Source organism: Pseudoalteromonas sp. P1-26 (genome assembly GCF_001401795.1).
Classification (GTDB): Bacteria; Pseudomonadota; Gammaproteobacteria; order Enterobacterales; family Alteromonadaceae; genus Pseudoalteromonas.
Window position 1 is genome coordinate 55,144 of sequence record NZ_LKDX01000007.1, and the last position, 20,370, is coordinate 75,513.

23 protein-coding genes are annotated in these 20,370 nt (G+C 41.7%); 11 read left to right on the forward strand and 12 right to left on the reverse strand.

What is annotated here, in order from left to right; all coding sequences use genetic code 11:
* Positions 1 to 39 precede the first annotated feature (39 nt).
* The 4 genes from gltX to proB form a co-directional block, all read right to left on the reverse strand.
* A complete protein-coding gene (gene gltX, locus AN394_RS05785) occupies positions 40 to 1,524 on the reverse strand; it encodes a glutamate--tRNA ligase (RefSeq protein WP_054560851.1) in 1,485 nt (494 codons plus the stop codon).
* An 80-nt stretch (positions 1,525 to 1,604) separates the two neighbouring features.
* Complete coding sequence (locus AN394_RS05790) at positions 1,605 to 1,964, reverse strand: glutathione S-transferase N-terminal domain-containing protein (protein WP_054560852.1); 360 nt, start codon at positions 1,962 to 1,964, stop codon at positions 1,605 to 1,607.
* Between the two features lie 66 nt (positions 1,965 to 2,030).
* Positions 2,031 to 3,002, reverse strand: coding sequence for a GGDEF domain-containing protein (locus AN394_RS05795; RefSeq protein ID WP_055020989.1), 972 nt, complete (start codon positions 3,000 to 3,002; stop codon positions 2,031 to 2,033).
* A gap of 64 nt (positions 3,003 to 3,066) precedes the next feature.
* Entirely contained in the window at positions 3,067 to 4,170 is a 1,104-nt protein-coding gene (proB, locus tag AN394_RS05800; protein ID WP_054560854.1) for a glutamate 5-kinase, read from the reverse strand.
* A gap of 122 nt (positions 4,171 to 4,292) precedes the next feature.
* Between proB and AN394_RS05805 the strand changes: the two genes are divergently transcribed.
* Entirely contained in the window at positions 4,293 to 5,240 is a 948-nt protein-coding gene (locus tag AN394_RS05805; RefSeq protein ID WP_055020990.1) for a DMT family transporter, read from the forward strand.
* Here AN394_RS05805 and AN394_RS05810 read toward each other — a convergent pair.
* Genes AN394_RS05810 through pdsO form a run of 3 tightly spaced genes read right to left on the reverse strand, consistent with a single transcriptional unit; the run spans position 5,147 to position 8,486 of the window.
* The gene (locus AN394_RS05810) at positions 5,147 to 5,734 is read right to left on the reverse strand and encodes a class GN sortase (protein ID WP_082422949.1); all 588 of its coding nucleotides are present in this window, start codon (positions 5,732 to 5,734) and stop codon (positions 5,147 to 5,149) included. The genes AN394_RS05805 and AN394_RS05810 overlap by 94 nt on opposite strands.
* A complete protein-coding gene (locus AN394_RS05815) occupies positions 5,722 to 7,722 on the reverse strand; it encodes a marine proteobacterial sortase target protein (RefSeq protein WP_055020991.1) in 2,001 nt (666 codons plus the stop codon). Before AN394_RS05815 ends, AN394_RS05810 begins: the two co-directional genes overlap by 13 nt.
* Positions 7,723 to 7,748: 26 nt before the next feature.
* Positions 7,749 to 8,486, reverse strand: coding sequence for a sortase-associated OmpA-like protein PdsO (pdsO, locus tag AN394_RS05820; protein WP_055020992.1), 738 nt, complete (start codon positions 8,484 to 8,486; stop codon positions 7,749 to 7,751).
* Between the two features lie 219 nt (positions 8,487 to 8,705).
* Between pdsO and pdsR the strand changes: the two genes are divergently transcribed.
* The 4 genes from pdsR (at position 8,706) to AN394_RS05835 (ending at position 12,065) form a co-directional block, all read left to right on the forward strand.
* Complete coding sequence (pdsR, locus tag AN394_RS05825) at positions 8,706 to 9,395, forward strand: proteobacterial dedicated sortase system response regulator (protein ID WP_054560858.1); 690 nt, start codon at positions 8,706 to 8,708, stop codon at positions 9,393 to 9,395.
* On the forward strand, positions 9,395 to 11,518 hold the full coding sequence (gene pdsS, locus AN394_RS05830; RefSeq protein WP_055020993.1) for a proteobacterial dedicated sortase system histidine kinase: 2,124 nt from the start codon (positions 9,395 to 9,397) through the stop codon (positions 11,516 to 11,518). The genes pdsR and pdsS overlap by 1 nt, the downstream gene beginning before the upstream one ends.
* Positions 11,519 to 11,634: 116 nt before the next feature.
* A complete protein-coding gene (locus AN394_RS22015) occupies positions 11,635 to 11,805 on the forward strand; it encodes a hypothetical protein (protein ID WP_156426462.1) in 171 nt (56 codons plus the stop codon).
* A gap of 50 nt (positions 11,806 to 11,855) precedes the next feature.
* The gene (locus AN394_RS05835; RefSeq protein ID WP_054551195.1) at positions 11,856 to 12,065 is read left to right on the forward strand and encodes a hypothetical protein; all 210 of its coding nucleotides are present in this window, start codon (positions 11,856 to 11,858) and stop codon (positions 12,063 to 12,065) included.
* Between the two features lies 1 nt (position 12,066).
* On the opposite strand, the gene AN394_RS05840 is transcribed toward AN394_RS05835, so the two are convergent.
* From AN394_RS05840 to AN394_RS05855, 4 genes are read right to left on the reverse strand one after another with little or no spacing between them, the layout of a single operon-like run.
* A complete protein-coding gene (locus AN394_RS05840; protein WP_055020994.1) occupies positions 12,067 to 12,567 on the reverse strand; it encodes a DUF1543 domain-containing protein in 501 nt (166 codons plus the stop codon).
* A gap of 8 nt (positions 12,568 to 12,575) precedes the next feature.
* Complete coding sequence (locus AN394_RS05845) at positions 12,576 to 13,919, reverse strand: sigma 54-interacting transcriptional regulator (RefSeq protein ID WP_055020995.1); 1,344 nt, start codon at positions 13,917 to 13,919, stop codon at positions 12,576 to 12,578.
* A gap of 2 nt (positions 13,920 to 13,921) precedes the next feature.
* On the reverse strand, positions 13,922 to 14,449 hold the full coding sequence (locus AN394_RS05850; protein WP_054560863.1) for a hypothetical protein: 528 nt from the start codon (positions 14,447 to 14,449) through the stop codon (positions 13,922 to 13,924).
* 1 nt (position 14,450) lies between these two features.
* Positions 14,451 to 15,908: a HAMP domain-containing sensor histidine kinase gene (locus AN394_RS05855; RefSeq protein WP_055020996.1), complete on the reverse strand. Its 1,458-nt coding sequence runs from the start codon at positions 15,906 to 15,908 to the stop codon at positions 14,451 to 14,453.
* A gap of 312 nt (positions 15,909 to 16,220) precedes the next feature.
* Between AN394_RS05855 and AN394_RS05860 the strand changes: the two genes are divergently transcribed.
* The 5 genes from AN394_RS05860 (at position 16,221) to AN394_RS05880 (ending at position 18,994) form a co-directional block, all read left to right on the forward strand.
* The gene (locus AN394_RS05860; RefSeq protein WP_055020997.1) at positions 16,221 to 16,448 is read left to right on the forward strand and encodes a cag pathogenicity island protein Cag25; all 228 of its coding nucleotides are present in this window, start codon (positions 16,221 to 16,223) and stop codon (positions 16,446 to 16,448) included.
* A 9-nt stretch (positions 16,449 to 16,457) separates the two neighbouring features.
* Positions 16,458 to 16,685 carry a hypothetical protein gene (locus tag AN394_RS05865; protein WP_055020998.1) on the forward strand — a complete coding sequence of 76 codons (228 nt, stop codon included), beginning with the start codon at positions 16,458 to 16,460 and terminating at the stop codon, positions 16,683 to 16,685.
* A 103-nt stretch (positions 16,686 to 16,788) separates the two neighbouring features.
* Positions 16,789 to 17,022 (forward strand): EF-hand domain-containing protein, encoded by a 234-nt coding sequence (locus AN394_RS05870; protein WP_054560866.1) that lies wholly within the window; start codon positions 16,789 to 16,791, stop codon positions 17,020 to 17,022.
* A gap of 4 nt (positions 17,023 to 17,026) precedes the next feature.
* Complete coding sequence (locus AN394_RS05875; RefSeq protein ID WP_054560867.1) at positions 17,027 to 17,260, forward strand: EF-hand domain-containing protein; 234 nt, start codon at positions 17,027 to 17,029, stop codon at positions 17,258 to 17,260.
* A gap of 93 nt (positions 17,261 to 17,353) precedes the next feature.
* Positions 17,354 to 18,994, forward strand: coding sequence for an amidohydrolase (locus tag AN394_RS05880; protein ID WP_055020999.1), 1,641 nt, complete (start codon positions 17,354 to 17,356; stop codon positions 18,992 to 18,994).
* A gap of 2 nt (positions 18,995 to 18,996) precedes the next feature.
* On the opposite strand, the gene AN394_RS05885 is transcribed toward AN394_RS05880, so the two are convergent.
* A complete protein-coding gene (locus AN394_RS05885) occupies positions 18,997 to 19,227 on the reverse strand; it encodes a YgjV family protein (protein WP_054560869.1) in 231 nt (76 codons plus the stop codon).
* 268 nt (positions 19,228 to 19,495) lie between these two features.
* On the opposite strand from AN394_RS05885, the gene AN394_RS05890 reads away from it, so the two are divergent.
* Positions 19,496 to 20,152 (forward strand): Crp/Fnr family transcriptional regulator, encoded by a 657-nt coding sequence (locus AN394_RS05890; protein ID WP_054560870.1) that lies wholly within the window; start codon positions 19,496 to 19,498, stop codon positions 20,150 to 20,152.
* Positions 20,153 to 20,370: the final 218 nt, after the last annotated feature.

Below are 20,370 nucleotides of genomic sequence, written 5' to 3' on the forward strand. Positions count from 1 at the left end.
CCGAGCAATAAGCTCGGTTTTTAAAACTAACAATTACGATTAAACTTGTGGATAATCGCGATATGCACGCTCAATTTTTTTCGCTTGCTTTTTAGACACACCAATATGTGCTAGTGCAACACGTAAACGAGCACGTGATAAGTCAGAACCTAAAATTTCCATCGCATCAAGTACTGAAGTTGAAGATGTCTTACCTGTGATAGCCACAAAGATTGGCTCAAGGAAGTCTTTAATCTTCAATTCATGGAAAGTCGCCACTTCTTTTGCGATAGCAAAAATCGCTGGTTTTTCCCAACTGCGTAAACCTTCTAATTGCCAGATGAAGAACTGTAATGCTTGACGGATAGCATCTTCATCAGCTTTACCTGCCGTTAATAGCGCAGGATCATAGCTTGGAATACCACCCACAAAGTGACCAGCAAGATCAACCATATCAGAAAGCGTATTAATACGCGTTTTTGCTTCTGGTAATACTTTAGCGAATAGCTCAGTATTAAACTTCCAATCAACAAAACGTTGCATTAGTTCTGCATCAGATAAGTTTTCACGGATCCACATACCGTTTAACCAGCTAAGCTTATCGATGTCGAAAATAGGGCCACCAAGCGACACTCGTTTCATATCAAAGTGTTCAATCATCTCTGCTAACGTGAACTTTTCACGCTCATCAGGCATTGACCAACCCATGCGGCCTAAATAGTTTAATAGTGCCTCAGGTAGGTAACCCATTTCTTTATAGTAGTTGATTGAAGTTGGGTTTTTACGCTTCGATAACTTTGACTTATCAGGGTTACGAAGTAATGGTAAGTGACCTAGTACAGGTGCTTCCCAACCAAAATCTTCGTATAACTTTAATAGCTTAGGCGCTGAATTGATCCACTCTTCACCACGGAAAATGTGGCTAATTTGCATGTGGTGATCATCAACAACGTTGGCAAGGAAGTAAGTTGGGAAACCGTCAGCTTTAAGTAGCACTTGCATGTCTACATTTTCCCATGGGATCTCAATTTCGCCACGTAGGTAGTCGTTAAACTTGAACGTGCCTTCGCTTGGGATCTTCATACGGATTACGTAAGGCTTACCCGCTTCAAGGTTTGCTTTAATTTCATCTTCAGAAAGATTTAAACCACGACCATCGTATTTAGGGCGTAGGCCTTCGGCCATTTGCTCTTCACGCATTTGGTCTAGTTCTTCGCTCGTAGCAAAACAGTAAAAAGCTTTACCCTGTTCAACTAACTGATGCGCAAATTTCTTATATAAATCGCTACGCTCAGATTGACGGTATGGACCAAACTCACCGCCTACATCTGGACCGTGATCCCAGTTTAAGCCTAACCATTGTAAGCTATCCATAATAGCTTGCTCTGATTCTGGCGTACTACGAACTTGGTCTGTATCTTCAATACGTAACACAAACTCACCGCCTTGCTGCTTAGCAAAACAGTAGTTAAATAATGCGATGTATGCAGTACCTAGGTGCGGGTCGCCTGTCGGTGACGGAGCAACACGGGTGCGAATTGTCATGGTTATATCTCTCAAAAGACAATTAAAAATTTGCCCAAATGCTAGCACAGCACGGGCTATAATCGAAGTGAAAAGCCGCTTTATGCCGCGACTTTATCTAAATAAGCAATGATATCGTTTGATTCATACAACCAAGTTACTTGGCCGTTTTCTTCAATACGTAAACAAGGCACTTTCACTTTGCCGCCCTGCTCTAAAAGTTCTTGGCGAAATTGCTCGTTACCTTTAGCGTCACGGGTTTCAACTGATAGACCTTGACGTTTAATAGCACGACGTACCTTCACGCAAAATGGACAGGCTTTAAATTGATAAAGCTTAAATTGTGACGTCACTGAGTCAAGCGCTGCTTGCTCTGCTGCCGGACGCTTTTTACTGCGTGGTGTGAATACAAAATCAAAAAACAAAATGATGCGGCCTAACAACCAACGAACAAACTTCATCTTACCTTCTCATGTGGCTCTAAAAATAGTGGGCAATTTTAACACAGCTAAGCGCGCTGCAACACCTTAAAACAGCTCTATTGAATCATCTTGAGGCTGGCTTTGTTGAATATCTAACTCGGAATAGGCAGTCACGCAATTACGACCACTGTTTTTAGAATGGTACAAGGCCTGATCGGCTTTTTGGACTAGGCTGGCAACCATTTCGAACTCGTAGATTGGCATAAAACCGCTACTCACTGTTAAGTTACCGACTTGAGGAAAAGGGTATTCTGCTACGCAGCCACGAAAGCGATTAAGGGCATTGCGTGCATCGAGCTCGTCACTTGCTTGAAATAACACAGCAAACTCTTCGCCGCCGTAGCGAAAAACATAATCTTCAAAGCGAAAGTTATTTTTTAATAGCTGCGCCACTAACAAGATCACTTCATCGCCAATAACGTGCCCATAGTTGTCATTTACGCTTTTAAAATGGTCAATATCGACCATCGCTAAATACCAATGACGTTGCTTTGACTCATGGCTTTCATGACCTACAGCGGCATCGGCTGCAATTTCAATCACTTTTTTATCAAAGGTTTGCCTGTTTAAAAGCTCAGTTAAAGGGTCAAGTTGCGACTTATAAAGTAACGACAGTTGATTCGCGTAGATATTTAGCATGTAGATGGCGAGCATACTACAGCGCTCTGAAAGCTCTTTTTCAGACTCAATGACCAGTACACCAACCACATTGCCCATGTAATAAATGGGCACATAAGTAGAAATAAAGCCGTAGTTGCGACTGATGCGAATTTTATTGCGGCTGACTTTTTCGATGAGCTCATTGACTTCGTGTTCACTGAGCTCTTCGATAACAGAATCTTTATTTAGCAGCCTTGCAGGCAGGCCTGGTTTAAAAAACTTATTGATGTAAATAGCAAAACGAGAGAATTCATCTAATTCACTCACGGCATTAATAAGCGCCTGATCGAGCTCAGGCTCTTCTTCTTGTTGGGTGATTTCTACAACCCAGTCATGTCCGCAAGCATTAGCCGCCATCTAAAAAGTCCCCAAAACTGCTTATTACTTTAGTTTAGTTAACTTTATCAGAATTACTAAAAAACTATAACAAAATCATATCATCTCGGTGAATTACTTCACTGCTTGGTGCAAATGCAAGCAACTGGGTAATTTGCGACGAATGACAGCCTTTGATTTGATCTATTTCTTGGTGGTTAAAATTAACAAGGCCTTTGGCTATACATTGCCCTTGACACGTCACTACTTCAATCACATCACCGCGTTCAAATTGCCCTCGCACAGTTTTTACGCCTTTTGCCAGTAAGCTTGCGCCACGCTCTTTAAGTGCAAGGCTTGCGCCATCATCAATCACTAATTGCCCCGTGCTTTTAGGTCCTGCAAGTAACCATTTTTTGCGGCCATCTTTTGGTGCGGTGAGTTTTAAAAAGCGTGTACCAGGAAGCTTGTCGGCCATACAATTTAGTATCACATTTTTGCCTGCGCCTTTGGCAATAATGACCTCAACACCAGCGCGACGTGCAATATCGGCTGCTTGCAGTTTGGTTGCCATACCACCGGTACCTAGGGTAGTGCCACTGCCACCAGCGAGCTCTCTTAGCTCATCATTAATATGCTCAACTTCGTTGATAAGTGTCGCATTGGCATCAGAGCGAGGATCGCCTGTAAATAGGCCTTCTTGGTCAGTTAACAGTAACAGCTTTTCTGCATTCGCTAATATCGCGACTAAAGCAGATAAGTTATCGTTATCACCTACTTTAATTTCGGCGGTTGCCACGGCGTCGTTTTCGTTAATAATTGGTACTACATTGTGCGCAAGTAGCGCATTTAAGGTATCGCGGGCATTTAAGTAACGTTCACGGTCTTCTACATCAGCGCGGGTCAGTAGCATTTGTCCAACATTCACACCATACAAAGCAAACAAGCTCTGCCAAATATGAATAAGTTGCCCTTGACCGATTGCAGCAAGCATTTGTTTTTCAATCAAAGAACGACCACAGGGGGTAATGAGTTGCTCGCGACCTGCAGCAACCGCGCCGCTTGATACTAAAACAACCTGATAACCCTGCTTTTTTAACTCGCAACATTGGCGAACAAGTTCAACCATGTGCGCTTTATCTAATTTGTCGGTACCGCCTGTCAGCACGCTTGTGCCCAGCTTTACAACAACGACGTGTGGCCTTTGCATTTGATTCTTATATTCTGTAATTAAAATAGAGAATTTATATATACCAGCTAACGGTTTTTGAACAAGTTAAAAAAATTCATGCTAGGATCGCGCTCTCGTTTTTTTACTCAATAGCGACACCTATGCCAGCCAGTTTATGCTTAATTATCGCGACCTTTTTATGGGGTAGCTCTTACATTGCTTTAAAGCATGCAATCAATGTTTATGACCCTGTGTTAGTGATTTTTTTAAGAATGCTAACCACATTATTGATTAGCTTATGTTTATGGCGCTATATAATCCGCTTTGAGTTTAAACCAGGTGACTGGAAGTACTTAGTTGGTATGTCGCTGGCTGAGCCTTGCTTTTATTATTTATTTGAAGGGCATGCCCTTGAATACACTTCGGCATCGCAAGCTGGGGTAATTGTTTCTTGTTTACCAATTATCGTCGCTATTTTGGCGTTCTTAATATTAAAAGAGTACATCAGTAAAGCCATCGTCGTTGGTTTTACCTTGTGTATTGGCGGCAGCATTTTATTAACGCTATTGTCACCAAGCACAGAGCAAGCCCCTAACCCACTGCTTGGTAACTTTTTAGAGTTGATGGCGATGGTTTGCGCGGCGTTTTATACCGTGAGCGTAAAACACTTAGTCGCTCGTTACTCACCGCTGACCTTAATAGCAATCCAAGGGTTTAGCGGTAGCTTATTCTTTGCGCCTTTTTTATTTTTCATCGAACTACCCAGCGAAAATCAGCATGATTTAAGTGCCCTACTGAGCATTTTATATTTAGGCTCATGTGTCACTTTAGGCGGCTATGGAATGTACAACTACGCCATTAGTAAGGTGTCGGTATTAACTGCTGCTGCTTATTCAAACCTCATTCCAATTTTTGCGTTAATTTTGTCAGCTATTTTACTTGGCGAAGTACTCACACTATGGCAATGGGTGAGTATTGCAGTGGTATTCGCCGGTGTTATTGTTAGTCAACGTCATCAAGAGCTGAAAGTTGATGTAGACGACGATAATTTATCAGCCGACACCAATAGCCTAAACTCTGTCCCTGAAGCTAACGAGTCAAAAGGGTAACAGGTTAATAAATAAAGGCCTGATTGTGCTAAAAAGCCCTGTTCGCTTTGATGAATAACATCAATGCTACGAACTTGATAGTGCTCAATCTGGCCACTTTGCAACTGCATACTGAACTGCTCACCCACTGCGACATGTTTTAGAAATGCAAAGTGGGTGTCGTTATGGCCAGCTATTAACACCCCTTTTGAGCTGCCAAGTTCACCGCTTGGCAAAAAATGCCCGGGGGCAAACGCAAGGTTTCGCCCCGACGCACCGGCAAGTACAGTCAATTCTTGCTGCTGGCTTGGCCAATTTATGTGTGCAGTGACATAACCATCGGCGTAAAACCAGGGCCTTACTTGCTGATTAGGACTTTGCAAAGCTTGCTGCCAAGCTGACTCAATTAGAGCCTGTGCCAGCCAAGCTTTCGCCTGTATATAGCCACCATTAACAAACAATGCGATGCCAAGTAAGGCGCTGCAAACTGGCAGCGCTTTTTTTAGCGTCGCCATTGCCATAACCATGAGAATGTAAGCAACAACAACCCAAGTAACATAAACACCCGGCTTTGTCCGTCGGTTTGCGGTAGCGTCATGCCATTAGGAAGTTTATTTCGTACTTGCATTGAACGCTCTGCAATCTCATTCCCCGCGTAGTTATCAACTGCAATAAAGGCCGTAAAAGGGCTAAGTAAATGATGCTGAAGTGCTAATGCTTCGACTTCTGCGCGTACCGCCTGTTTTTCGTTATAAAGCAGCAATGACTTAATTTTTTGTCTGGCCCAGAGTCTAGCGATACCTTCGCCGTGTGCAGCATTGGCAGTTGCTAAATTAATCGTCATTGGCCCTGTGTTTGTCTGCCCCTTTAATGTTAAGTGCTGACTGCCATCAAGCTTTACGGCAACCAAAACCGGCTCTGAAAAATACAAGTCAGGTAATGGCGATGGCCAATACTCAAGGGCTGCTTTGTCGCCTTCAAGAGCAAGCTCAGTTACAGCTGGATGCGCCAGCTTATCAAAAAGTAGTTGCATTTTTGGCTGTACTTGGCTGGTGCTACTTATAAAAGTAAATGTACCACGACCAATATCAGCAGCCCTGGTCATAAAAAAGCTATTAGGCGCGCTACCAATACCGACGGTAAAGAGTCGGCTGTCACCTAAATCTGTTTGGATTTGTTTAAATAGCTGCGTTTCGTTACCCACACTGCCATCGGTTAAAAACACCACTTGGCGTACAAAACCATCATGCTGTTTACCATCAAGTACCTGAGTCAGTGCTTTTGCTATTTCGGTGCCACCATCTGCTTGTAAGCCATAAATAAAACGCTCTGCACGGCGAATGTTAAAGTCATTGGCAATCATTGGCGTGTCACTTAATACCGACACTTCGTTATCAAAACCTATGATGTTAAAACTGTCATTTTCATCCAATAACGAAAGGGCATAAAACAAGGCTTGTTTAGCCTGCTCCATTGATTGGCCATGCATTGAGCCAGAGGTATCAACAACAAACACCATTTCGCGAGGAAGACGAACTTGCGAGGTAAAGTGATCGCTTGGCGGTACTAACATCAGTAAACCATATTCTTGCCCTGCTACTGTTTCGGTAAAAAATGCAGCCTGTGAGTGGGCTTTATCAAGGGGTTTAAATGTCAGCTCAAAGTCTCTATCCATTGGAACATCACGATTAAGTGATAACTGGTACCGACCAAAACTTGGGTTATCGATTTGCATACCCGCTAAATTAGCGCTGATATCACTGAGTTCAAGGCCAATATCCATCGCAATTGCAAGGTTTAGGCTCGCATCAGACTCTTGGCTTTGTGCGCGATGAAAAACAGGTTTCAGCCACGCTGATGCCACTTGCGCTGTGTTAGCTGTTGCGTCGTTCTGTTGTTCTGTGTCTGTTGTTTCTAGATTCGCTTTTTGCTGTAGTTCTGCCGTTAAAGGTTCGTAGCGCGGCGTAATAGTGGTAGGAAAGCGCAGTGAAAACACACCATCTCGAAAACCGATTATCTCTTGGTATTGCAAGGTAATTTCAATCTCTTCCCCTGCTCCAAGGTTTGCCACATCAGTAGAGAAAATATTCGCACGTTGCTGACGAACTAAAGCGGCGCGTTTACCCTGTTTTTGAGCTTGCTCAAATTGCTGTTCAGCCTGCTGTTTAAGGGCAATGTTACCGGTGATAATGCGCTCACCAATTTGCATTTGCATGGCATGAACTGCACTTTCATCAGGTAACGGAAACACATAGCTTGCATTAACCGCAAACGGGTGCGGGTTTTGATAACGTTGTTTAACAACAACATGATTAATAAGCCCAGTGAGCGTCATAGTGACATCGTTTTTCACTAATAAGCCCGACGACACTTGGCTATTTGAATCATCATAAAAACGCAGTTCGGCACTGGCATTGGCTGCAAATACAGGGTTAACTGCATAACCTAATAAGAGGATAAAAAGGCTCCCAAAAAGGAGCCTTTTGGTACGGTTACTCAACATAATATGTCACTCCATCGACCGATGAATTAGTGATTACTTTGTGCTGTACGTAAGCTGCTTTGTGACACAGGGCGTGTCGTTAAGGTTACGCGGCGGTCAAACACGTTGTCTTCGTAGTTATTTGAATCGGCAACACTTTGCTGCTCACCAAAGGCGGTTGCGGTTAAGCGCGTATGAGGCACACCTTGTTTAATTAAGTAGCTTTGCACTGCATTTACACGCTGTTTTGAGAGCATTAAATTAGCCAATTCATCACCACGCTGATCTGCAAAGCCATTTAAGTCGATAGCCAAATTTGGCTGGGCAATCAATAACTGCGCGACTTTGTCGAGTTGATTAGCAAAGTGTGGGGCAATTTCGCTAGAGCCGGTTTTAAACTGTACCGTCATCGCCAGTAAGGTGTTTAATTGGGCTTGTAGTAACTGCTCTTTTTCGCCAGCTAATAATTCAAGCTGCTCACTTAGTGCTGCGTTATCGGCAATCACTTGTTGGTAATCAGCGGTTTGCTCTTTCATTACAACTAATGCGTGAGCTTGTTCATCAATGGTGTTGTCTGCCGCTTCTTTTTCACCAATTAAGCCACCAGCAAACGCGCCAATAAATGCTCCCACTGGGCCGCCGACTATGCCGCCAACAACTGCGCCAGCACCTAAGCCAATGGCTGTTTCTTTTGGTGTTTCTTGTTTACTTTGACTCGCAGCATTTGCAAAAGGGGCTACAGATACAGCAGATGTGATAACAGCGGCAATAATTAATTTTTTCATGGTTTAATCCTTTTTCTACTTAATTGCTTGGCAACATTGGTTGGTGTTGCAAACTTGGTATGGAGCTATTAAAACAAGTCGAAATGGCAATAAAGGGGATCAAAAAAGGCAAACTGCTGAGCAATTGTGGCAGAAAAATGGCAATCGCGTTTTTGCCAGTACGCAAGGCAAAAAATTAGGTATAGTTCGCTATAGAAAGAATTTAAGTAAGTATTAGCAATGAAGAAAATAGCAATCGTTGAAGATGAAACTGCAATCCGTGAAAACTACACAGAAATGCTCAGCGCTCAGGGCTATCAGGTTGTAGGCTTTGCTGACAGATCCAGTGCTGAACTGGCATTTAGTCAATCTTTACCAGATTTAGCCATTGTTGATATTGGCCTTGGCCATGAAGTGGATGGTGGTTTTTTACTTTGCCAAACATTACGAAGTCTATCTAAAACCTTACCGATTATATTTTTAACCGCCCGCGATAGCGAAATTGATACCGTATGCGGCCTGCGCATGGGTGCTGACGATTACTTAACTAAAGACATCAGTATGGCGCACCTTGCTGCTCGAATTGGCGCATTGTTTAGACGCCTTGATGCCTTCGACCAACCCGCCGATCAAACCGCTCTTTTGCATCGCGGCCCATTAAAGTTAGATACTCAGCGCATGCAGGTTTTTTGGCAAGAGCAACTGGTTGATTTAACTGTGACAGAATTTTGGATGGTGCATTCACTTGCACAGCGTCCAGGCCATGTAAAAAGCCGCAACGAATTAATGAGTGATGCCAAGATTTATGTTGATGACAGCACTATTACTTCTCACGTAAAACGTATTCGTAAAAAATTTATTGCTTTAGATGGTGCATTTGACTGCATTGATACCGTTTACGGTATGGGTTATCGCTGGGAGCAAGCTTAATGCTGCGTTTTGGGCTTAGAACAAAGTTTATTTTCTTATCCTGCTTTTTATTTTTATTGCCTTGGCTTGGCTATGAATATGTTTGGGAAATGGAAAAGTTCTTAAGACAAGGGCAAGAAAAAACCTTAGTAGGCACCACCCGCGCACTCGCAACCGCATTACATGAACGCCCCGCTTTGTTTGACTCGCAAACCAACTTTTTAGATCAAGTTGTAAAAGGCCGAGATTTATACGCTTACAACCTAAATAACCCGATTCAGCTTGATGGTAAATTGTCGGAGTGGCAGCCTTACCAAAGCTTATTTTGGCATTATGACAAACGCTACTTACAGGGGCTAAGCAATGAGCATCAAGATAGTGATCTAAGTTTTGATCACATGGTAGGCAAGTACGAAAACTACCTTTATGCGGCATTTAAAGTCACTGACAGCTCACTGGTGTATCGTGCTAAAAATGTGCTTAGCTTTACCCGTAATGATCACTTACAGATCATGTTAAAAACACCTGAAGGTGAATTTAAAAGTTATGTGGTGGCTGCCCGTCAAGATGGTTGGGTTAATGCCTTTGATGCTACGACACAAGAGCCGGTCACTAAAATCCAAGGCTATTTTAAAAGCACCGATACGGGTTACAACATAGAGCTGCGTTTTCCGCTTTCGATGCTAGGTAATAAGCTTGGTTTTGCGATTGAAGATTGGGATGAAGACAAAGTTGAGCCTCAGCTAATGTCGACCTCAAACCTGCAAAACCCAAATGATATCGGCTCAGTTTTAGTGCCTTCACCAGAAATTAACCGTATTTTGAAAGGCATGGGCCACAGTGGCAGTCGAATTTGGGTCGTCGATAACCATCATCGTGTACTTGCGCAATCAGGCTCAATTCATCATGCCGATGGCGTTTGGGCAGACGGCTTAAAAGAGGAGCCTGCAACAACATGGTGGCAACGCTTTGAGCAAGATTACTTACACCCACTTTACTATAAAATTTTAACTCGCCCAGAAAATGAGTTTATTGATACCTTGCATGATGTCGCCGCGATGCAAGGTACTCACATAGCCAGTGCTTTAAATGGTAAACCTGCATCATCATGGCGCTTAACCCCAGATAACAAAGCCGTTATTTTATCGGCGGCCTACCCTATTTGGATCCAAGATAAAGTCATTGGTGCAGTAATCGCAGAAGAAACCACCAACGGCGTGCGCACTCTGCGTAATAAATCCTTAGAAAAGCTCTTTAATGTGATTTTAGCGGTGATGCTTGTTGGTACTGTGACACTGTTCTTTTTTGCTTCAAGAATTTCCAGCCGTATTCGCCGCTTACGTGATAATGCCGAGCAAGCTATTGATGCTCAAGGGCGGATCACTGGCAAGATTACTTATGCCGATTCGAATGACGAAATTGGCGACCTTTCTCGCAGCTTTGCCAACATTGTTAGCCGTTTAAGTGGTTATACTGATTACTTAGAAAATATGTCATCACGACTCTCCCATGAACTTCGTACGCCTGTGGCTGTTGTACGCTCATCACTTGAAAATTTACAAATGCAGCCGCAATCTGAACTGAGTCAAAAATACCTCGACCGTGCCAGTGAAGGGGTTGAGCGGTTAGGTAAAATTATTACCACCATGAGTGAAGCAACGCGCCTTGAACAAAGTATTCAAAATGCCGAGGCAGAAGAGTTTGACCTGACCAAGGTGATCACCGGCTGCATGCAGGGCTATCAAATAACCTATGGTGAAAGCCTATTTACCTTGTCGCTTTGTAAGGAGCCGTTAAATGTTAGTGGCGCACCAGAATTTATTGCGCAATTACTCGATAAGCTCATCAACAATGCACTTGAGTTTAAAACCCCGCAAAGCACAATTTCAGTCAGCTTAACCAAGCAAGAGCAGCATGCATTATTAAAAATCAGCAACCAAGGGCCTTTGCTCCCTGACGGTTTAGTTGAACACATTTTCGACTCAATGGTCTCGGTGAGAAGTCAGCAACATCAGCAGCAGCCACACTTGGGTTTAGGCCTTTATATTGTAAGGCTTATTTGCGATTACCATCACGGTAAAGTATTAGCAGAAAATTTAGCTGATGGCACAGGTGTTGTATTCACTGTGGAGCTGCCTATTTAATAAGCATATTTGCGTTACATATGATTACAGTTTAATGACTGGGTATTCACCGATAATTCAGATTACAGGACGTAATATTTGTAATACAAAAGGCAAATTATTCTTTGGAGGGCATCATGCGATCTGGATTACAACGTGAAGAGATTGAGTTCATTATGGGGCTATTTAGCTATAATGAAGCAACCGATAAACCAGCGGCTCCAAAAAAGCAGCCTGTAAAAGCTGACACAAAAAAAGTTGATACAGCGCAATATAAAGCAAACTACAAAGCAACTTATTTGACCTAGCTAAGGGTAGCTCATTACAATGGCGCACCTTTGGAATATAACGCCTTGTAATGAAAAAACACTCACCTAAAAAAGAACTGATTTTACTGCCCGTTTTGTTCGTGGCTATTTTACTTTGTGTTGCAGGTCACTTCCTACTCCAGCCTAACTACCAAGACAGCCATACCGTTGAGTATTTACTCGCTGCACTGCCATTTGCCTTGTTTGGATTGGTGATTATCGCCTTTAAAGTTGCCAGTAAAAACGATAACCAAGAATAGATCAAAGAACGTGATAGCCAAACCAATCGGGCTTCATTGCTTGAGCTTGCCCGCTTGGCGTTAATTTTATTGATAAGTTGCTATCTAACAAATCAATCGCAAAACAATCGTCTACATCGTGCAAATCATCTTTATGAAGATGAGTCATTCCAGCCAATAAAGACTCTTTAGCGCGTTGCTTCGCTTCTTCACTGCTACGGGCAACGTACAATGCAAAATCATGTTGCTCAGCAAGACTATCTGCTCGGTAAGCACCTAAATTCACAAAATATAGTTTTTCTGTTTGGTGATGCGCAGTATCAACCACTTCGACCTGATAGCCATCGATGTGCTGAATTTGCATGTAGCTATCCATGTGCACATTGCTTTTATCACCCACCCACTGTGCTTTTAGTTTTGAGTAAGTTTGCTCAATGTTATCGCCTACGACAAATCGAACGTCGTGCATTTCAATGTGGCAACCTTGAATACGACCGCCCAGATAGACTAAAAAAAGCGCCATGTTTTTCCTTATATTAAACTTTCAACATTAATGTTGTGCTTTTTAATTAATTTATAAAAATCTGAGCGATTACGTTTCGCAAGCTTTGCGGCTTCAGCAACATTACCCGCTGACATTTTCAGCATATTAATTAAATAATCTCGCTCAAATTCTTTTTTTGCATCGTTTAACGAAAGCGGCTCAGCAATACTTACATTACTATTTAATGCACTCTCTACTAACTGAGCGGCAATCACTTTACCAGGTGTAAGGGCTACTACCTGCTCTATTACATTTTGTAATTGACGAATATTACCCGGCCAGTCATAGCGCACCAAAGCATGCATTGCATCATTGGCAAACTGCTTTTGCTCTTGCCCCATACGTTTAGCAATTAGACCTGCAAAATGCTGTGCTAGCAAACTTATATCTTCTCTGCGTTCACAAAGCGGAGGCAGTTTTAAGTTCACCACATTTAATCGGTAGTATAAATCTTCACGAAACTGCTGATTGCTAATTGCCTCAGGAAGATTCTTATGAGTCGCCGACACTACCCGCACATCAATTGGGATCTCTTCTTGAAAGCCCACAGGGCGAATGGTTTTCTCTTGTAAAACCCTCAGTAGTTTTACCTGTAAATTTAGCGGCATATCACCAATTTCGTCTAGAAAAAGGGTACCACCTTGTGCTTGTTGAAACAAACCTTGATGGTCTTTGACTGCACCTGTAAATGCGCCTTTTTTATGCCCAAACAATTCAGACTCTAAAAGCTCTCCCGGCACTGCGCCGCAGTTAATTGCCACAAATGGCCCATCACTAACATGGCTGTGTTGATGTATTGCTTGTGCAAGCAGCTCTTTACCTGTGCCGCTGGCACCTGAGATCAACACATTCACTTGCGTTGGACCAAGCAATTTAACTTGCTCAAGTAGATGCAACATCGCGCCGCTACGGGTGACAATATTGGTTTGTGTTGTTGTTTCATCACCGTGTACACCATGGATCTCGATAGCTTTAGCAAGGCTGTCGAACAGCTCATCTTTATCAACCGGTTTAGTAATAAACGCAAATATACCTTGTTTAGTCGCTTCCACGGCATCAGGTATCGAACCATGTGCTGTCATCATAATCACCGGCATTGAAGGGTAACGACTTTGTAAATGGCGATGAAGAGCCATGCCGTCCATTTCATCCATTCTTAAGTCAGTGATCACCGCATCATAGGTTTGGTTTTTTAGTGTTTGTAATGCCTCAATGCCACTTTCAACTGTGTTTACCAAATAACCTTTTGACTCAATTCTAATTGCCAGTAACTTTAATAAACTCGCATCGTCATCTACTAATAAAACCCGTGCTTTTGTTACTTCATTCATGATTACTGCTCCTTGGTTTCTTCACGTAGCAGAAGTTGTTGTTCGATAGTCGCAAGCGACGATAAGGTTTTGTCCATTTCATCACTTAGCGCTTGCTTAGCTTGTTTTGCCGCTAAATTCTGTTGTAAATATTGCTTTTGTAACCATAGATACTGCTTAATATCATCTGGCCAATAAAAAGCATGGTCACTTTTTTCAAGCTGATTAAGGGCTTTTTCTGGCTCTGAAGCACCGAGTAAACAAATTGATTCAAACAGACGCTTTAGCTCATTTTCGCCAACATAATTTGCTTTATCAGAAGCCGCTTTAAAGCCACCACATTTGGCTGCATGCCAAGCAATGACTGTACTTGCAGGCGGGTATAACGGCTCACTTTTCGGCCGAGGCTTGGGATTAGGTTGCCCTTGAGGTTTCACTTCTGCTGTCGGCTCTACTTGCTCTGGCTCAACATGCTTTTGCGTGATCGTGCACCCTGTTATAAAAAGTGTGCCTATAACAAGCATAAAACTGGCTTTATTCGCTAAGCCCATATCAGTTAACTCCTTGGGTTAATTGAATTGGTAAAATGGCTGTAAATACACACCCTTGTGGCTCATTATCTGTAATAGAGAGCTTACCGTTTAATTGTTCAACGGTTTCTTTAACTATGGTTAAACCAAGCCCGCTGCCCATTTCAGTATGTTGTTTTGCATTCTTGCCTTGGTAAAAAGCCCCAAATACAGCTGCTTTTTCAGTATCCTCTATCCCCACTCCTAAGTCGCAGACACTCAAAATTAACTGCCCCTGTTTTAAGCTTGCTTTTATTGTCACTGACTCGTGTTCCGGCGAAAACTTCAGCGCATTTGAGGTAAGCTGAATAAGCACCATTTCAAGTAGCTCAATTGAGATAAACAAGGCTTTATTTGGTAACTCGTTAACCAAAGTAATGGATAAGTCACGCGCTGATAATCGGTGCTCAAAATGACGCTCAATTTTATTCATCATCACGTTAAAATTAAGCTCGCTTAGGCTTTGCTTACTCGTGCGGATAGCGTTGTAACTCAATAGGCTTTCAATCATGGCTCTGAGTCGCACCATACTTTGTGTTATTAACTCAAGGACAGCTTGTTGCTCACTATTGATTGGACCAACAATTTCATCTACGAGTAAATCTGTGCCTTCAACCATAGAAGCGAGGGGAGTTTTTAATTCATGTGTCACATGGCGTAAAAACGTATCTTTTTGCTGCTCAAGCATATGTAACTGTGCTTGAACCCATTCTAGTTTATTACCTAATTCAACTAACTCTGACGAGCCACGAACTTGAATTTTTTGCTGCCAATGGCCTTGCCCTAGTTTATCAATCACATGTGTGAGTTCCCTAAGCCGTCCGCTGATCCGCCAAAGAAACCCGCCCCCGACCAATAACGTCAGTGGAATTAACGCAACTAACCAATTAATAAATGAAGCTTGAAGTGCTTTTAATTGCAGCTGATTTTTTGTGATGCGTAATTCATTTTGTTCTTTGAGCCAATTTGTTTGCTCACTGATAAGCTTACTAGCGGGTGCAAACAGCTCACCATCTTGCTTTTGTTCTATTAATAAATGTTGATGCGCAAACTGTAATACCTCAGCCAATTGCCGCCACTGCGAGACATAATCAGCGGTTGGGCTTAAAAATATAAGTTCATCGACACTTTGCAGTGACGATTGCCACTTATTGGCAATCAAGCTATCGAGGGATTCACTTTTAAGCACCCAATTTTGTCGAGTTGCCCTTTCTAAGCTATTTAAGTCTTGTTTGAGGTTATTAAATGCTTTAGTGATTTCGTAATTGTCACCGACGATTTCTTGAGTCACCGCTAGCTGCTTATTGAGCGCATTTAAAAATAAAATCACCACCAAAGATAACGGTAGTAAAGACAGCAAAATGCTACAGACGAACTGGCCAATAAGACTAGGTCGCCAATTGAGTAACTGTTTTATTTTTATCGCTACTGTATTTTGCATATTCACTCTCAACATAATTTCAGATGCTGATTATTAGTGAACAAACTTAGACACTCGCTGAATCCGACCTTAAAAAGTACTGATTTTTACCCAAAAACCGATACAAAGTTGCTATTTGGCAACATGCTAACTAATTGAAATAATAAGGATAAACTTTTAACACCTGAAAATCGTTGCAAAAAAGACACAACACCCTGTAACTATTTCGCATTCAAAACCACATAAAAACCATAAACCATTGATAATTAAAACCTTTCAACATTGGCACTGATTTTGATTAGTACTAAGCAAATTAGTTATTTAGGACACAAAATGAAAGTAACGGCCCAGGTAGCCACCCTGCTTATAAGTCTCATCTCGCTAAGTAGTTATGCACTAGATTTGCAAACAACGTTTAACGAGCTTGATAAAGACAGTAATGGCTTTTTGAGTGAAGCAGAAGCATCTGAAGATGCATTATTACATGGCAACTTTACGCAAATTGATAGTAACCAAGATGGCCAAATTTCATTTTCTGAGTTTCAGTCGTTTATTCAATAGGAGATTGTAATGAAACAACTTTTAGCTGCATTCTCGCTGATGTTTTTAGTTATCAGCGCCACTGTTTTAGCATCACAAATGGATGTTCAATTTGCTAAATTTGATACAAACGCCGACGGCGAGATTTCATTAACTGAAGCAACTAAACACGATAACTTACTTAAGCAATTTGCTGATCTGGATGAAAACGGCGATCAGGTTTTGTCTGAACAAGAGTTTGAAAAATTCAAACCTTAACGGCTTAAAGTGCTTGCCATAATCCCAGAGGGAATGTGTAAACGGATTTAAATTTTGGGAGTTAAATTATGGCAAGCACTTTTATTTATAAAGGAGAGTAATTATGAGAATTTTCTGGCTTGCTTCATGCACCTTAATTACTATAAGCTTCAATAGCTTAGCATTGGATGTAAAACAACGATTTGATCACCTCGATAAAGATAAAAATGGTTTTTTATCTGTGCAGGAACTGTCATCACAACCGCACTTGCAAAAACGCATAGCGCAGTGGGATACAGATAAAGATCAACAAATCTCGCTCCTTGAATTTAAACACTATTTAACAAACAAGAGTTAAAATAATGTCAAAATTAACCTTTGCCAGCCTAATTTTATGTGGTGTATTTAGCACAATAAGTTTTGCTGCAGATAGTATTGGTGAAAAATTTAAACAACTTGATCGTAATGACGATGGCTACCTGACTCGTTCAGAGTCAGCGAGAGATCCTGCTCTGTGGTCACGTTTCAAAAACTACGACAGCGATAAAGATAATAAATTATCGCTCAGTGAATTTAAGGTCTACGCAAGCAAATAAAGAGTTACAGTTAATTATTTACCTGCTGCTGAGTTGCAGTTTACTGCAACTCTGATACTGTTTTCGTAAATCAATAAAAACTATTAGAAGATTATGAAACTCATCATCAGCTTACTAGCAACAGCTTCACTTAGCTGCTTTGCCAACACCACTGTTATTTACAATGTAAATGGCTACACGCCTACCTACAAAGGTGAAACCCAACACTTTTCTGCACTGGTTTTTAAAGACGGTAAAGTCGTAAAAACAGGCAATGACTCAATTAAAAACAGCTTCCCTGACGCCACCTCAATTGATGGTGAGCAAGCCACGTTGTTACCTGGTTTAGTCGATGCTCATGGCCATGTAATTGGTTTAGGGAATAACCTCTCACAACTTGATGTCAGGAATACGCTCTCGGCAGATGAGGTTGGCAAAATGCTGGCTGAGTTTGCCAAAGATAAGCAAGGTTGGATCATTGGTCGCGGTTGGAACCAAGAGCAGTGGCCTGGCGGTGAATTTCCAACTGCCGCTGATTTAGACAAGTATGTAAAAGACAAACCTGTGGTGCTTTCTCGCGTTGATGGTCATGCAGTATGGGTTAACTCAAAAGCCATGGAACTTGCAGGTATCGCCAAACAAACTCCCTCTCCTGCCGGCGGTGAAATTTTAAAGCTAGATTCTGGGTTACCTTCAGGGGTATTCATCGATAAAGCTGAAACACTTATTACCCAGCATGTACCAAAAGCAAGTCATGCCAGCATAAATACAGCATTAGATAATGCTGGTGAACATCTACTAAGTTTGGGTATTACATCAACCCATGATGCCGGTATCGATTATGATACATGGCAAGTGTACAAGCAGCGCTCTGAGCAAAATACCCTTCCGGTTAGAATCGTTGCCATGTTAAGTGCAGCCGATCCTCAACTAGAAACCATGCTCAAAGCCGGAAAATATAAAGACATGAATGACATGCTGTCGATTCGCAGTGTCAAAGTGTATGCGGATGGTGCTTTGGGAAGTCGAGGCGCAGCTCTCATCGAGGAATACGCAGATCGTAAAAATCACCACGGCTTAATGCTTGAAACGCAAGAAAAGCTTGAGCAGCTATTCAACTTAAGCTTTGCCCATGGCTTTAGTGCGAACACCCATGCAATTGGTGATAAAGCCAATCACGTGGTGCTCGATGCTTATGAAAATGTATTCAAAAAAACCGGTGGGATTTTACTGCGTAACCGAATTGAACACGCACAAATTGTTACTCCTGAAGATATCCCTCGTTTTAAAACGTTAAAAATTATTCCATCAATGCAGCCTGTTCATGCAACCTCTGATATGCATATGGCAGAGCAGCGCCTAACTGAAAAACAACTTGAAGGGGCGTATGCTTGGAAAACCTTTTTAGCGCAAGGCTCAGTGATTGCAGCAGGTTCTGACTTTCCTGTAGAGCTTGCTGATCCGTTTGATGGATTATATTCAGCCATTACACGAATGGATCATAATCAACTTCCTGAAGGTGGCTGGCGACCACAAGAGCTGCTATCGCGTGATGAAGCTTTGCGTGCTTTTACTTTAGGTGGTGCTTATGCTGCACATCAAGAGTTTAAGGTAGGTAGTTTAGAGCAAGGAAAGTGGGCTGACTTTATTTTGATTGATAAAGACTATTACAAAGCCCCAGTTTCTGAGATCCACGATATAAACGTGACACAAACTTGGATTGCGGGCGAGCTAAAATATAAAAAAGAGGAATAATATTACTCGGCGTCAGCTTTTTGCTGACGCTTTAATTTAATGATGTGGTAAATATTCACAAACGCCAGTAAACCATTGGTGAAGGCAACCGGGACAGCACCAATTGCCAATCCGTAGAAGGTAAATGCAATACACCCTGCTAGGTTAAGCCAACGTAGTTTTACTACATCGCTCATTGTCAAAGAGGCAACCAACAGTGCTGACGCTAAATAGCCTAAATATTCCCAACTCAATTGTTCTCTCCTAGGCTTTAGGTTAGCATTGGAGCTTGTCATTTTTTTTGACGCACTCTGTGCTAGTTTGACAATAAAATAAAAAAGCTAACTTACTAAAAACCTTGTAAAGCTTAAGAATAATCTTGGCTTTAAAATCATTACACGGGAAATGAAGGTATCAGTAACGTGAAACACCTTACTAGCAAGTTAGCGTAAATTCTTAGAATCTTAATGCTAACGTCATTAAGATGTAATAAATAGGACAATTGTCCGAAGAGCGGCGTTAATGTTTCAATATCATTTTTCAAGCTATCTTGTTGACCAATTACTGACATTTGCTGGCAGTAGTTTTCAACAAGCTAAAAAAGAAGTGCTGATCCACCAAGATCAACCCTTGTCAAAACTCGTATTAGTGAGAAGCGGCACAGTGTCGTTCAGTTATGACGTGGGGAATGGCCGACGCCTTCTTTTGGGCCAGCTTGATTGTAACAATACACTGATTGGTGAGATTGAAGCTCTGAATAACTACCCGTGTATTTACACAGTTACGTGCTTTAGCGATGTAAGTTACAACCTAATTGAGCTTAAACATTGGCGCGCACTACTATTAGAAAAGCCTGAGTTAAGCTTATACACAGCGCAAACTATTGCTGCTAAGTTCCAAGAAAACCAAAAAATAAACTTAGATAAGCTGCTATTACCACTTAGCTACAATATAGCTAAAGATTGCTTATTAAGAGCTGAAAACAGTAATCCAACGTTACTGCGTGCTTACCCTACCGTAAATGCCGAAGCAGAACGCTTTGCTACCACAGAAAGAGCTTATAGACGAGTAGTTACAGAACTAGTTGAGAAAGGCTTAGTGCAGCGAAGCAATCAAGGTTTACAAGTAGTAGATATCGACAAGCTTAGCGACTACGTTGAAAGTTTTGCACAGTTATAAATGTGTTACAAATTTTTCTTAAATGCTTTAAAATAATATTACCAAACTGAAAAGCAAAGTCAGCACAAGTTCAGTTGGATAATCTATAAATATTCATAGAGTTAAGCTTCTTTACTGCAAAGCTCTATATTATAATTTTGCAAAGCGGTGTGTTATCAGCTGTTGCACTTGAAAGATAAGACAGAACTTTCTTATTTTATTAATGAAAGTATATATAA

What these genes read in the sequence shown, in the direction of transcription:
- gltX (WP_054560851.1), bottom strand. Translation starts at nt 1,524, where the DNA reads ATGACAATTCGCACCCGTGTTGCTCCGTCACCGACAGGCGACCCGCAC.
- AN394_RS05790 (WP_054560852.1), bottom strand. Translation starts at nt 1,964, where the DNA reads ATGAAGTTTGTTCGTTGGTTGTTAGGCCGCATCATTTTGTTTTTTGAT.
- AN394_RS05795 (WP_055020989.1), bottom strand. Translation starts at nt 3,002, where the DNA reads ATGGCGGCTAATGCTTGCGGACATGACTGGGTTGTAGAAATCACCCAA.
- proB (WP_054560854.1), bottom strand. Translation starts at nt 4,170, where the DNA reads ATGCAAAGGCCACACGTCGTTGTTGTAAAGCTGGGCACAAGCGTGCTG.
- AN394_RS05805 (WP_055020990.1), top strand. Translation starts at nt 4,293, where the DNA reads ATGCCAGCCAGTTTATGCTTAATTATCGCGACCTTTTTATGGGGTAGC.
- AN394_RS05810 (WP_082422949.1), bottom strand. Translation starts at nt 5,734, where the DNA reads ATGGCGACGCTAAAAAAAGCGCTGCCAGTTTGCAGCGCCTTACTTGGC.
- AN394_RS05815 (WP_055020991.1), bottom strand. Translation starts at nt 7,722, where the DNA reads ATGTTGAGTAACCGTACCAAAAGGCTCCTTTTTGGGAGCCTTTTTATC.
- pdsO (WP_055020992.1), bottom strand. Translation starts at nt 8,486, where the DNA reads ATGAAAAAATTAATTATTGCCGCTGTTATCACATCTGCTGTATCTGTA.
- pdsR (WP_054560858.1), top strand. Translation starts at nt 8,706, where the DNA reads ATGAAGAAAATAGCAATCGTTGAAGATGAAACTGCAATCCGTGAAAAC.
- pdsS (WP_055020993.1), top strand. Translation starts at nt 9,395, where the DNA reads ATGCTGCGTTTTGGGCTTAGAACAAAGTTTATTTTCTTATCCTGCTTT.
- AN394_RS22015 (WP_156426462.1), top strand. Translation starts at nt 11,635, where the DNA reads ATGCGATCTGGATTACAACGTGAAGAGATTGAGTTCATTATGGGGCTA.
- AN394_RS05835 (WP_054551195.1), top strand. Translation starts at nt 11,856, where the DNA reads ATGAAAAAACACTCACCTAAAAAAGAACTGATTTTACTGCCCGTTTTG.
- AN394_RS05840 (WP_055020994.1), bottom strand. Translation starts at nt 12,567, where the DNA reads ATGGCGCTTTTTTTAGTCTATCTGGGCGGTCGTATTCAAGGTTGCCAC.
- AN394_RS05845 (WP_055020995.1), bottom strand. Translation starts at nt 13,919, where the DNA reads ATGAATGAAGTAACAAAAGCACGGGTTTTATTAGTAGATGACGATGCG.
- AN394_RS05850 (WP_054560863.1), bottom strand. Translation starts at nt 14,449, where the DNA reads ATGGGCTTAGCGAATAAAGCCAGTTTTATGCTTGTTATAGGCACACTT.
- AN394_RS05855 (WP_055020996.1), bottom strand. Translation starts at nt 15,908, where the DNA reads ATGCAAAATACAGTAGCGATAAAAATAAAACAGTTACTCAATTGGCGA.
- AN394_RS05860 (WP_055020997.1), top strand. Translation starts at nt 16,221, where the DNA reads ATGAAAGTAACGGCCCAGGTAGCCACCCTGCTTATAAGTCTCATCTCG.
- AN394_RS05865 (WP_055020998.1), top strand. Translation starts at nt 16,458, where the DNA reads ATGAAACAACTTTTAGCTGCATTCTCGCTGATGTTTTTAGTTATCAGC.
- AN394_RS05870 (WP_054560866.1), top strand. Translation starts at nt 16,789, where the DNA reads ATGAGAATTTTCTGGCTTGCTTCATGCACCTTAATTACTATAAGCTTC.
- AN394_RS05875 (WP_054560867.1), top strand. Translation starts at nt 17,027, where the DNA reads ATGTCAAAATTAACCTTTGCCAGCCTAATTTTATGTGGTGTATTTAGC.
- AN394_RS05880 (WP_055020999.1), top strand. Translation starts at nt 17,354, where the DNA reads ATGAAACTCATCATCAGCTTACTAGCAACAGCTTCACTTAGCTGCTTT.
- AN394_RS05890 (WP_054560870.1), top strand. Translation starts at nt 19,496, where the DNA reads ATGTTTCAATATCATTTTTCAAGCTATCTTGTTGACCAATTACTGACA.